The organism is Virgibacillus byunsanensis (assembly GCF_042675965.1).
Taxonomy (GTDB): domain Bacteria; phylum Bacillota; class Bacilli; order Bacillales; family Amphibacillaceae; genus Virgibacillus_R; species Virgibacillus_R byunsanensis.
On sequence record NZ_JBHTKJ010000031.1, the window covers coordinates 17,494 to 29,532 of the forward strand.

Annotated in this window: 11 protein-coding genes and 1 pseudogene; 6 read left to right on the top strand and 6 right to left on the bottom strand. The window is 37.3% G+C overall.

Annotation, left to right across the window (positions count from 1 at the left end; genetic code table 11):
• Nucleotides 1–207 precede the first annotated feature (207 nt).
• From ACFQ3N_RS11920 to ACFQ3N_RS11930, 3 genes are all read right to left on the bottom strand, one after another.
• On the bottom strand, nucleotides 208–1,002 hold the full coding sequence (locus tag ACFQ3N_RS11920) for an ABC transporter ATP-binding protein (RefSeq protein ID WP_390362705.1): 795 nt from the start codon (nucleotides 1,000–1,002) through the stop codon (nucleotides 208–210).
• A gap of 3 nt (nucleotides 1,003–1,005) precedes the next feature.
• Nucleotides 1,006–1,986: an ABC transporter permease gene (locus ACFQ3N_RS11925; protein WP_390362707.1), complete on the bottom strand. Its 981-nt coding sequence runs from the start codon at nucleotides 1,984–1,986 to the stop codon at nucleotides 1,006–1,008.
• A 93-nt stretch (nucleotides 1,987–2,079) separates the two neighbouring features.
• Complete coding sequence (locus ACFQ3N_RS11930; RefSeq protein WP_390362708.1) at nucleotides 2,080–3,066, bottom strand: ABC transporter substrate-binding protein; 987 nt, start codon at nucleotides 3,064–3,066, stop codon at nucleotides 2,080–2,082.
• Between the two features lie 223 nt (nucleotides 3,067–3,289).
• Between ACFQ3N_RS11930 and ACFQ3N_RS11935 the strand changes: the two genes are divergently transcribed.
• From ACFQ3N_RS11935 to fdhD, 5 genes and pseudogenes are all read left to right on the top strand, one after another.
• A complete protein-coding gene (locus ACFQ3N_RS11935) occupies nucleotides 3,290–3,505 on the top strand; it encodes a hypothetical protein (protein WP_390362710.1) in 216 nt (71 codons plus the stop codon).
• Nucleotides 3,460–3,608, top strand: a pseudogene (locus ACFQ3N_RS11940) (transposase); the annotation flags it as partial. The gene ACFQ3N_RS11935 and the pseudogene ACFQ3N_RS11940, both read left to right, overlap by 46 nt.
• 320 nt (nucleotides 3,609–3,928) lie before the next feature.
• The gene (locus ACFQ3N_RS11945) at nucleotides 3,929–5,212 is read left to right on the top strand and encodes an L-lactate MFS transporter (RefSeq protein ID WP_390362712.1); all 1,284 of its coding nucleotides are present in this window, start codon (nucleotides 3,929–3,931) and stop codon (nucleotides 5,210–5,212) included.
• Nucleotides 5,213–5,390: 178 nt separating this feature from the next.
• The gene (locus ACFQ3N_RS11950; protein ID WP_390362715.1) at nucleotides 5,391–7,742 is read left to right on the top strand and encodes an FdhF/YdeP family oxidoreductase; all 2,352 of its coding nucleotides are present in this window, start codon (nucleotides 5,391–5,393) and stop codon (nucleotides 7,740–7,742) included.
• 16 nt (nucleotides 7,743–7,758) lie between these two features.
• The gene (gene fdhD, locus ACFQ3N_RS11955) at nucleotides 7,759–8,562 is read left to right on the top strand and encodes a formate dehydrogenase accessory sulfurtransferase FdhD (RefSeq protein WP_390362717.1); all 804 of its coding nucleotides are present in this window, start codon (nucleotides 7,759–7,761) and stop codon (nucleotides 8,560–8,562) included.
• Nucleotides 8,563–8,577: 15 nt separating this feature from the next.
• Here the strand turns inward: fdhD and ACFQ3N_RS11960 are convergent, their stop codons facing one another.
• Both ACFQ3N_RS11960 and ACFQ3N_RS11965 read right to left on the bottom strand, forming a co-directional pair.
• Nucleotides 8,578–9,210, bottom strand: coding sequence for a DUF421 domain-containing protein (locus ACFQ3N_RS11960; RefSeq protein ID WP_390362719.1), 633 nt, complete (start codon nucleotides 9,208–9,210; stop codon nucleotides 8,578–8,580).
• A gap of 561 nt (nucleotides 9,211–9,771) precedes the next feature.
• Nucleotides 9,772–10,206, bottom strand: coding sequence for an Rrf2 family transcriptional regulator (locus ACFQ3N_RS11965; RefSeq protein ID WP_390362721.1), 435 nt, complete (start codon nucleotides 10,204–10,206; stop codon nucleotides 9,772–9,774).
• A 206-nt stretch (nucleotides 10,207–10,412) separates the two neighbouring features.
• On the opposite strand from ACFQ3N_RS11965, the gene ACFQ3N_RS11970 reads away from it, so the two are divergent.
• A complete protein-coding gene (locus ACFQ3N_RS11970; RefSeq protein ID WP_390362723.1) occupies nucleotides 10,413–11,051 on the top strand; it encodes an NAD(P)-dependent oxidoreductase in 639 nt (212 codons plus the stop codon).
• A 432-nt stretch (nucleotides 11,052–11,483) separates the two neighbouring features.
• Here ACFQ3N_RS11970 and ACFQ3N_RS11975 read toward each other — a convergent pair whose 3' ends face one another.
• Nucleotides 11,484–12,038: a hypothetical protein gene (locus ACFQ3N_RS11975; protein ID WP_390362724.1), complete on the bottom strand. Its 555-nt coding sequence runs from the start codon at nucleotides 12,036–12,038 to the stop codon at nucleotides 11,484–11,486.
• Nucleotide 12,039: the final 1 nt, after the last annotated feature.

Consider the following 12,039-nt stretch of genomic DNA (forward strand, 5'->3'; position numbering starts at 1 on the left):
CCCCTTTAGTGGTATTTTCAATAACTCTTTTAAAAGTATGCACAGTTATCACAAATTAAAAACGATTAGAAAACTTGGCTTATCGCCAAGCCTTAATGGCGGAAGCCTTAGTTACACTTATGTAGATAAGAAAATTTTATACTTTCTTATTTGCCAAAAAAACAGGAACATAATTATGTCCCTGTTTCATGCTAGATTATGATTTAATTATCCTAATACTGCCCGATCACTATCAAATTGTTTTCCGCGTATTCGTTGGAATTCCTTTAACAGAGATTCCATCGTTAATTGTTGTTTTTCTTTGCCTTTGATATCGAAAATAATTTCACCTTTATCCATCATAAATAACCGGTCACCTAGATCCAATGCTTGATTCATATTATGTGTTACCATTAAGGTCGTTAATTCGAACCTCTTTACAACGTCTGCGGTGATCTCAGTAATTAACTCTGCCCGGGCAGGGTCTAATGCAGCCGTATGTTCATCAAGTAATAAGATTTTCGGTTCTGTAAAAGTAGCCATCAATAACGAAAGCGCCTGTCGCTCCCCTCCAGAGAGTAAACCGACTTTTGCAGTTAAACGGTCTTCGAGACCTAAATTCAACGTTTCCAAATATCCCTTGAACAATTCTTTTCGATTTTTTGTCACACCTGGTTTAAGCTTTCGTTTCTTATCACGTGCATATGCAATTGCTAAGTTTTCTTCAATTGTCATAGATGGTGCTGTTCCTGCCATTGGGTCTTGAAATACACGTCCAATGAATGAGGAACGTTTGTATTCTGGTAAATGAACGACTTGTTTACCATCAATTAACACATCACCCACATCTGGTGTTAGATTACCAGAAATAACATTCATTAAGCTTGATTTACCAGCCCCATTACTTCCAATGACCGTGACAAATTCACCTTTTTGGAGTTCCAAATCAATTGATTGTAATGCATTTTTTTCATCTGGTGTGTCTTCGTTAAATGTTAACGAAATATCACTTAGTTTTAGCATTGGCTAAACCTCACCTACCTTATTAATCGCAGCCCGTTTTTGGAGACGCCGTTTTCTTTCTTTTCGCGCCTGCAGAACTCTAGGTGCAACTAAAGCTGCAATTACGAGAATGGCCGTTATAAACTTCATGTCACCCGATTCGAGAAAATCAACTCGAAGTGATAAAGCAACGACAATTCGATAGACAATAGCTCCGCCAATAACAGCTAACGTTGCAATGGCAATGGTTCTTTTTCCGAACAGTGCTTCACCTATAATCACAGAGGCAAGCCCAATTACAATCATTCCAATCCCCATATTGACGTTTGCAAATCCACCATGCTGTGCTATTAGCGCTCCTGAAAGCGCTACAAGACCGTTTGATATACCAATTCCTACGATAATTAAGAAGTCCGTATTACCTGAAAGGCTTCGAATCATCCTTTGATTATCACCCGTCGCCCGTAACGCAAGGCCAACTTCTGTTTTCATAAAATAATCTGTCAGGAACTTAATAGCAAGGGTAACGATAAACATTAATATAACGATTACCCAAGTTGTTGGAAGCCGGTCTGCTCCAAAAGTTATTAAAATACTATTAAGAAAAGAATCAATACCAGTTGATGCCCATATGGATTCCAATTGTTTGAAAAGCGTTATTTCATTTAGCATGGAAACTGTAGGCTGACCCATAATACGTAAATTTATAGAATATAAGGCAATCATCATAAGTATTCCTGATAGCAAAGCATTAATTCTTCCTTTTGTATGAAGTACTCCGGTAATACAACCTGCCATAAAACCAATAATTGCTCCTAAAAGTGTTGCCATAACAGGGGGTACTCCATTTACAATCGAAATTGCCGCTACACCGGCTCCTGTAACGAAGCTCCCGTCCACTGTTAAGTCAGGAAAATCCAAAACGCGGAAGGATAAATATACTCCTAAAGCCATGATTGCATAAATTATACCTGATTCAACTGCACCAAATAATGATAAAAGCATGATGTCCTCCTTCCCGCACATAGCTGAATAAGTCTTAGAATAGTAAAGCAGGCATTAGCCTGCTTTAAACTACCCGTTTATTTGATTCGTTTATTATTCTGCTGGGTCTACAAACTGAGCATCTTCATCCCATTCATCTTGCCATTCAATACTTTGTGCTTCTGCTGCTTCTTTATTGATAAATAATTGTATCTCTGGAGGATACTCAGCAGGAATATCACTAACCTCTTTTTCACCTGTTAAAATATCTACTGCCATTTCTCCTGTACGATAACCTATCGTATAGTAATCAATTCCAAATGTTGCAAACCCACCTTTTGCTACTGAGTCTGGTTCTCCTGTAATAAGTGGAATATCATGATCGTTTGCAACACCAATGACACTGTCTAGTGCTTCGACTACTGTGTTATCTGTTACGATAAAAAATACGTCTATATCACTGACTAATGTTGTCGCAGCTTGGTGTACTTCCGATGAATTAGCCACCATACTCTCTTCTAGACTCAAACTAGTTCCCTCAACAGCTGCTTGTACTGCTTCAATTTGTGTCACAGAGTTCGGTTCCCCAGCATTATATAGTAAACCTACAGTTGCACCTTCAAAATACGTATCTATAAATCCAACTGTTTCTTTAATTGCATCCGGATGAAGATCAACTACCCCTGTAACGTTTCCATCGGATTCATCCATCGAACTCACTAATCCGGCATCTACAGCATCTGTTACAGAAGTAAATAAAATCGGAATATCCTCTGTTGCTTTGTAGGCACCTTGTGCACTTGGTGTTGAGTTAGCAAAAATTAAATCTACACCGTCAGCCACAAAACCATCAGAAATCGGTTTTACATTATTCGGATCGTTTTGAGCACTTTGAAAATCATAATCTACATCTAAGCCAGCTTCATCCAATGCCGCTTGAAATCCTTCATAAGCTCTATCCAAAGAAGGATGCTCTACGATTTGTGTTGCCCCTACCTGATAGGTTGCACTATCAGACCCTGAAGTTTCATCCTCACCACAAGCTACTAATACAAGTATACTTATTACTATTATTGCAATTACATATGACCATCTTCTCATTGTGCATTTCCCCCTCGACTTTTTAACCTTCTAAAAATTTAACCAATTATATCACATCATGCGAGTTAATCAACCATACAAATCTTTTAAACAAGTATTATGGAGTCTTTTTAATAAGCTAGTAACAGCTCCAATACACTTACAGCTTTATTTCATGGCTCAAAATCTGTGAAACTTATAGAATAATTGCTATCAATTGGTAAAATAAAAACATAGGACTACCTTGGGGAAAACAAAGGATATTGGCCCGGTGACCTTATCCAAGAAACCTGATCCAAGCCTATGGTTAAAAAACCATAATCTTGCAAAAGCAATTAGTGAAGTATCATGGTCACAATTCAGAACGATGGGAATACAAAGCGAAATAGTACGGAAAAGAAGTCGTTACCGTAGTCAAAAACTTTGCTTGGTTCTTCTAATTGGCATAAACAAAAAATAAAAGTGTCGCTCGTATTCATGAGAAAATCGCTAATGCTAGAAAAGATATGTCGGACAAAATCTCTACCGTGATTGTCAAAAACTACGACATTATCGGGATTGAATTTGTCAGTGAAAAATATCGCCTGTTTTAGATAAAATTGATACTATATGGAGCTATTAACTATAATCTAATCTCTATTCCTATTTAGATTAATAGAGACAATTTTTATAATAAACAAAAAATGGTTGTTATGGATACATTTCCATGGTAATATTTGTTTTAATAATTTGTCATATAATGTTCACAATTTGTCCGTGAAAAGCTAATAAAACCAAGTAACAAAACAACATTGGTACCGACATAAATAATTGTTAAATTAGGAACAAACCTTCTTACATATACGGAGGTTTTTCTATAAATAATTTATTAAGGAGGAAATGTATGGATAAGGTAAAAAATCGTTGGTTAATAGCTGCATCTGCTGTGGGTGTTCATATTTCAATCGGCTCTGCTTATGCATGGAGTGTTTTCACAAATCCTATGGCTAATCAGTTCGGCTGGGAGACTACAGAAATTTCAATGGCTTTTAGTATCGCAATTTTTATGCTAGGTTTTTCGGCTGCATTTATGGGAAGATTTGTGGAAAAAAATGGGCCAAAAAAATCTAGTATGTTAGCTGCATTGTTTTTCGGTGTAGGTGTTGCTGGTTCCGGGTTGGCAACTGCTGTAGGATCGTTATTTTTACTGTACTTATTTTATGGGGTTATTGGTGGTATAGGTTTAGGAATAGGGTATATTTCTCCAGTTTCTACACTTGTAAAGTGGTTCCCTGATCGTCGTGGGCTTGCTACTGGACTAGCTATTATGGGCTTTGGCTTTGCAGCCCTTATAAGTGGGCCTGCTGCCGCTGGGTTAATTGAAGCAGTTGGTATTTCTAATACATTCTATATCCTTGGGGCTGTATATTTCACCGTCATGACCCTCGCTGCTCAATACTTGGCTCCACCTCCAAAAGGTTGGGCACCTGAAGGATTCAAGGAAAACGAACAAAAAGGTGCCATAAAAATTAAAGCAGATCTTTCCCAACTTACTGCTAATGAAGCAATTAAAACTCGTCGTTTTTGGATGTTATGGACGATGCTATTCCTTAATGTAACTTGTGGAATTGCAGTTATTTCAGTGGCATCACCTATGGCACAAGACATAGCAGGTATGACACCTATTGCAGCTGCAACGATGGTTGGATTGATGGGTCTATTCAACGGTGGTGGAAGAATAGGATGGGCATCGTTGTCTGACTATATTGGACGCCCGAATGTATATACCGCTTTCTTTATCATCCAAATTGCAGCATTCTTCCTGTTACCGTTCGCTGCTAGTGTTATATTGTTCCAGATCTTAGTTTTTGCGATATTAACATGTTACGGTGGAGGTTTTGCATCCGTTCCAGCATATATTGGTGACTTATTTGGAACCAAACAGCTTGGAGCAATTCACGGCTATATTCTAACTGCGTGGGCATTGGCGGGTGTTGCTGGCCCAATTCTATTATCGTTAATTTATGATACAACGAATAGCTATAATATAACGATGATGATCTTTGGTATTTTATTTATCGTCTCATTAGTGCTATCTCTATGGATCCGTGTAGATATTAATCGATTAAAAAATGAGCAAACTACATCGAAACAAAAATTTGCGGGTGTAACTAGTGAAGCGCGATAAATATCAAAAATTTATGAATCTTTATAGAATAAATAATAAGTAATTGATAGAATGAAAGTATACGAAAGACAAATCGCCGTAGCGGGGTTTTTATACAAATTAAAAAAGATCTACGTTACGGCGTCTGTCAGCGATATGTATCTGTCACATGGCGAAAGTCTAATCAGGAGGGATAACATTGGGGAAAACGAAACATACAGGTCCAGTCAAGTTATCAAAAAAGCCTGACCCTAATCTATGGTCAAGTAAAGTTCCATTTGGTTTAGGAAAAATAAAACCACATCACATCCGTGATACGATGAAAGTTGTTTGGGAAAATCGTGACAACCTTCCGTATGCCACACGCATTTTGACAAAAGGTGTTTGCGATGGTTGCGCACTTGGGGTACAAGGATTAAAAGACCAGACGTTAACAGGTCCACATGTATGCACGACCAGATTGAATGTACTCCGGTTGAATACAATGTCAGCCATAAAAGAAGATGTTCTACATGCAGACATTGATGAATTACGAAAAATGAGTAGTACTGAGCTTCGTAAATTAGGGCGGATTCCGTATCCACTTATTCGAAGACCAGGTGAAAATAATTTCAGCCGTCTCACATGGGACGAAGCATTGGACGTAATTGCAGAAAAGATGAAAGCGCTTAATCCAAAACAGTATGCCTTTTACTCAACTTCTCGTGGAATTACCAATGAATCCTATTATACAGTTGGAAAAGTGGCTCGTTATCTCGGGACAAATAATGTTGATAATGCCTCACGTATTTGCCACTCTCCTTCGAAAACTGGATTAAGCCGCTCACTAGGTATTGGTGCATCCAGCTGTAATTATAAAGATTGGATTGGAACGGACGTTCTTGTGTTTTGGGGCTCAGTGGCAGCTAATAATCAGCCCGTTTCAACAAAGTATATGTATGCAGCTAAACGGAAGGGAACAAAAATAATCATCATCAATCCTTATCATGAACCCTCAATGGATAATTACTGGATTCCATCTATCCCTGAATCTGCATTATTTGGAACACAAATTGCTGATGATGTTTATCAAGTAAATATCGGCGGAGACATTGCCTTTATGCACGGCATCATGAAGCACTGGTTTGACATGGAAGAAAAAGAACCAGGTTCGGCAATTGATCATCAATTTGTCGCTGAGCACGTAAATGGTTTTGAAGAACTAAAAGCAAAAGCTACTTCTTATAATTGGGAACAACTTGTAAGCTCTTCAGGGATATCTAAAGAGCAAACAATAGCACTAGCAGAACTACTTGCTAAATCTAAATCAGCAGTATTTGTGTGGTCAATGGGCTTAACACAGCACCGCTTTGGTACAGATAACGTTTCACAAGTTGCCAATCTGGCTATGTTACGTGGCTTCCTTGGCCGGGAGAATTGTGGTGTAATGCCAATCCGTGGCCATTCGGGCGTACAGGGTTCCGGGGAAATGGGTGCTGATCCATTCGTTTTACCTGGTGGACCTATGAATGAAAACGGCCGAAAACGAGTTGGAGAGGTGTGGGGCTTTGATATACCAGACTGGCAAGGTGATATTGTTGGTGTTTCGCTTGAAAATACACTTCTACCAGAGGATCATGAGAGAAAATTAAAGCTTTATTACATGTCAGGCGGGAATTTTTTAGAGACAATGCCTAATCCTGATTTTGTAAGACAGTGCCTTGAAAATATGGATATTCGTGTCCATCAGGATATTATTTTCAATACGTCTACCTTTGTTGATGCAAAAGAGGCGGTCATTGTGTTACCTGCTATGACGAGGTATGAACAACCAGGTGGCGGTACATCTACCTCTACAGAGAGGATGGTATATTTTTCACCAGAAATTAAGGGGCCACGCATTGAAGAAGCCCGATCAGAATGGGAAATTTACGTTGACCTTGCAAAACGAGTAAAGCCTGAAGAAAGTCATTTAATTGATTTTAAGGACGCGGATGCAATTCGTGATGAAATTGCAGTGGCAGCTCCAAACTATAATGGAATTCAGCATTTGAACGAAGATAATACGGTTTTCCAATGGGGTGGTGCTTGGTTGTGTGAAGATGGCATTTGTCCAACACCTGATGGTAAAGGAAGCCTCGTAACGGTTGAATTACCAGAGCTTCGTAAACCTGAGGGACACTTCTACGTAACGACTAGAAGAGGTAAACAGTTTAATTCCATGATCTATGGTGAGAAAGACCCTTTTAATGATGCAGACCGTTTTGACGTTCTGATGAATAAGATAGATGGAAAAGAACATCAAATTAATGAAGGCGATGCCATCGTTGTTTACAATCATCATGGAACATTCAATGGTCGTGCAAAATTTGTATCTGTAAAATCCGGGAATATTGAATTACACTGGCCAGAGGGAAATGAGTTAATTCCAAAAGGTGTATATGAAGAGCATGCTGGAATTCCGGAGTACAACACTGCTGTAATTGTAGAAAAAGCAGAAACATACTATGCACACAAGGATACGAAATACGTTGAGAAGCGCGTAGAAGAACTGGAAACGGAAATGAGTTAGAAGGTGTGAAGTTATTATGGAACACGAAATTCAAACCAGCTGGGAAATTATTCGAGTTGATGAGGGGGCTATCTCTAACGAAGACGAAGAAATTGTAACTGAATTCCCTATCACCATTATGCTAAACGGTGAGGAGTTTGCAACGGTTGTTTGTTCTCCAAATAATATAAATGAGCTTATAATTGGCATTCTAGCTTCAGAGGGGATCATCCGCTTTTTTAAAGATATCGATTCCCTAAATGTGGATAAAGAACGCGGTTTTGCTTATATTGAGATAAGTAAGCCGTTAGGAGATACCCAGCACGATCATTCAAAGCGATTTATTGGGTCGTGCTGTGGCAAAAGTCGTCAATTTTATTTTAAAAGTGATGTTAGAACAGCCAAAACAATCACAAGCCGTTTAACAGTTACAGTTGAACAATGTTTCGCTTTAATGAAAAATCTCCAAACGCAATCTGAGCATTTCCAAATGACTGGCGGCGTGCATAATGCAGCACTTTGCACACCAAATGAAATGGTAATTATTCGAACAGATATTGGCAGACACAATGCGCTTGATAAGATTTACGGTCACATATTACAAAATAAAATACCTTTGTCCGATAAGTTAATCACGTTTAGCGGAAGGATTTCTTCAGAAGTTTTGTTGAAAATATCCAAAATAGGCGTTGGAATACTTATCTCTAAGTCAGCACCTACTGATCTTGCCCTGCAATTGGCTGAGGATCTAGGGATTACTGTTGTTGGCTTTGTTCGAGGAAACAAATTAAATATCTATACACATTCACACAGAATACATGGGGTGAACAATGATATTTAACAAATAAACCCACCATTACCGCAAGCGTTCTGGTGGGTCTTGTTGATGCCCTTTTTGTTGCACTTCTTTAAAAATATCTTCTTGATTAGGTGGTGTATACTGATTATTAATTTGATTTGGCTGCTGTCCACCAGATAAAGCATTATTTATCGTTTGTTGAATGTCATTACGCAATAACTGCAGATCTTTTTTTGTTACTGTCTGCGCTTCATCCTTTAATGTGTATCCAACCTGTCCGTTCGGCTCTAAAGTCGCCCACTTCACATCACTTATTCTCATCACATTCTGTTGCCTTAAATTCATTTCCAGTTGATCTACTGTTAACCTTAATTTTTTTAAATTCTTCTCGTTAATCGTCCCGTTCTCGATTAACACTTTCGATTTACCTGTAATTAATTTTTCAAATGGATCACCTTTAACTTGAACAAATTCCAACACAAAAAGCGTCGCAACAAGAACAGCGCCCGCACCTAGCGTCCTCCAAATATTATCTCCTGCCACAGGCTGAATGAGCAGTGATCCAATCGCAATCATAATAACTGTTTGAGCAAGTGTCATTTGAGCAATTGATTTCCTCCCAGCAAACCGCAAAAGAAACGTTCCACCTATAACAATTACAATTGCCTTCCAAATCCAATCTAACTCCATACTAGAAACACTCCTTTAGCTATTATTACCTAGTAATTAGTTTGAGTTTAAACCATGTAATTATTCGGTATTAAAAAAAGGAAGCCCGCAACTAACGCATTCCATTTCCTATCGCAATCATTAAAAATGTAATGAAAAATAACCATCAATTTATATGCTAATTTGATCGTCATTTATGGTTGGTGTAATAGTATTATAGGCTTAATATCCATTAAAATTGTAGTGTAATATGTATCCCAATTTGTTTGGTAACAATAGCCAGGGTAAGTCTCTATTTTGACCTATCAATTCATATGTAAATTGAAATACATATATTTACTAATAAATTGGAAATTGTTTTGTTTTCGCTTGCTTGTACAAGGTAGTCTGAATATTTATGTTAAACTAAATATAGAGATTGTGAACAATTACACTGTGCGAAAGCAGTTTAGTTGAATAACTTAGAAAACTTGGCTTATCGCCAAGCCTTAATGGCGGAAGCCTTAGTTACACTTATGTAGATAAGAAAATTTTATACTTTCTTATCTGCCAAGAAAAAAGACATTCCTTTGGAATGCCTTTTTAACAGATATTTTTTTTAGTAGTAATATCCTTCACAACATCTTCTAATGTAAGACTTTTTAAAACCTTCTCCATTGCCAATTGGGCTGCTGAGAATAATGGTTCAATTGTTTTCTGGATGTTCCCACCTACAGGACATTCAGGATTTGGATTATCATGAACAGTAAATAACTCTTTTTCCTGTACAACACTCACTGCCTTATATACATCAAACAGTGTAATATCAGATAATTCCTTTGCGAGTTCAGCACCTGCAACGCCAGGTCGAACTTTTACCAATCCTGTATTTTTAAGCATTCCCATAATTTTTCTGATTACAGCTGGATTTGTATTTACACTTCTTGCCAAAAACTCTGAAGTGCTTATTCCACTTTCATTTATCTCAATAAGAGCTAATATATGAATGCCTACAGAAAATCGACTACTAATGGACATTTTTCTCACCTCATAAAATAGATGTATTACAATTATACACCTGTAACTCTTTTTATTACAAGTATCTGCAATACTTAATATAATGGTATAAACTATTAACAAAATATAAATATTATTAAAAGTGTTGACAAATACCATTAATGTAATTACTATAGTTACAGGTAACTGAATCGATTACAACTTATTCATTATAGGAGGATTATAAAATGAAAATTGGAATTATTGGAGCAAGTGGTAAAGCAGGAAGTCTTATTTTGAAAGAAGCAGTTAGTCATGGACATGACGTAACAGCTATTGTGAGAGATGCTTCAAAACTTGAAGGTGAAAACGTTGCAGTTATTGAGAAAAATATATTTGACCTCACATCTGATGACGTGAAAAAGTTTGACGTAGTAGTTAATGCCTTCGGTGCGCCTCTTGGTGAAGAGCAAACACATGTTGATGCTGGACATGCATTAATTGAGGTACTAAAAGGAACAAATACAAGATCCATTATAGTAGGTGGAGCTGGAAGTCTTTATGTAGACGAAAACAAAACCGTTACGGTAATAGAAACACCTGATTTTCCAGATATATTTATCCCGACTGCTAAAGGGCAAGGACGTAATTTAAAAGAATTACAGGAAACCTCTAATATTACATGGACATTTATTAGTCCTTCTGCGGTGTTTGATGCTGAAGGGAAAAGAACTGGTTCATATCAGTCTGGAAAAGACCATCTTTTGGTAAATTCAAAAGGTGAGAGTTATATTAGCTATGCAGACTATGCTATTGCAGTATTGGATGAAATTGAAAATCCGCAACATATAAATGAACGGTTTACAGTTGTCGGTGAAGCAGAATAAGTATTTGAAAAAGAAAAATGTTTAAAATGCCATTAGTGTTATACTAATGGCATTTTACTTCCTAGTTATAGGATAGATTAGATATATAACGCATTTCTTATACTTAACATCTAAAGATGGTGAGATTATGAATGAGACTTAAAAGAAACGTATAGAGTATGGAGGAAACTGATCCACAAAGAATTTTTCCCCATTTATTAAAAAGTACGGTTTGATCGACATGTACACATCTGGTTTTTATCCATCCACTACACAAGAGGAGAGATGGGCTTAACCTACCGGCTTTAGTTTAATAAGCACTTGAAAATACATAAGAAAAATCTCAGTTATTGAACTGAGATTTTTAATTACAAATTTAGCTGCCTTTTATAATGCAATTCCAGATTTTGCGATAGATATCGGAACCCGTTAGCACCGAGTGGACTTCCTTTTTCATTTATTCATACTAGAGAAAAAGTCACTCAATGGATCTTCTTCCTCTTTTTCATGAAGCTGTTCTGGCTGTTCTAATAGATCATCTTGTAGGTTTTCAAGATCTATATCGTTTAATTCATAGGTGTTTTCATTGGTAGTACGAACGTTTTCTTTTGGAGGATCCTCTGATGAATCAGACTTATCCTCTTGTACATATAAACTACCATCACGAGAACCACTGTTTAAGGAAGCCATTAATGATGTAGCTCGCATTGGATCCTGTAACAATTGATACATAATGCTCCCGATAAGTGTTTCAGAATGTGCATGCTTCAACCAGTTTTTTTGTTCTTTCGTTAACTGTTTCGGTAGTGGCACTGTTATTGTTTCACGTTCTTTAGAATAGCTCTCATTGACACCTTTTAGTACATATTGTGCTATTTCACTCGAAAAATTTCGTCGTTCGGTTTCTTTTAGATTTTGCAGTTGTTTCAGGAGATAGTCAGGTGTATCGGACGGGACACGAAAGGTTATGGACTGTCCACGTTCTATACGTTTTTTAAATTCACCCATT

Coding starts and splice junctions, on each gene's coding strand:
- ACFQ3N_RS11920 (WP_390362705.1), bottom strand. CDS start 1,002: ATGCTAAAACTAAGTGATATTTCGTTAACATTTAACGAAGACACACCA.
- ACFQ3N_RS11925 (WP_390362707.1), bottom strand. CDS start 1,986: ATGCTTTTATCATTATTTGGTGCAGTTGAATCAGGTATAATTTATGCA.
- ACFQ3N_RS11930 (WP_390362708.1), bottom strand. CDS start 3,066: ATGAGAAGATGGTCATATGTAATTGCAATAATAGTAATAAGTATACTT.
- ACFQ3N_RS11945 (WP_390362712.1), top strand. CDS start 3,929: ATGGATAAGGTAAAAAATCGTTGGTTAATAGCTGCATCTGCTGTGGGT.
- fdhD (WP_390362717.1), top strand. CDS start 7,759: ATGGAACACGAAATTCAAACCAGCTGGGAAATTATTCGAGTTGATGAG.
- ACFQ3N_RS11960 (WP_390362719.1), bottom strand. CDS start 9,210: ATGGAGTTAGATTGGATTTGGAAGGCAATTGTAATTGTTATAGGTGGA.
- ACFQ3N_RS11965 (WP_390362721.1), bottom strand. CDS start 10,206: ATGTCCATTAGTAGTCGATTTTCTGTAGGCATTCATATATTAGCTCTT.
- ACFQ3N_RS11970 (WP_390362723.1), top strand. CDS start 10,413: ATGAAAATTGGAATTATTGGAGCAAGTGGTAAAGCAGGAAGTCTTATT.
- ACFQ3N_RS11975 (WP_390362724.1), bottom strand. CDS start 12,038: ATGGGTGAATTTAAAAAACGTATAGAACGTGGACAGTCCATAACCTTT.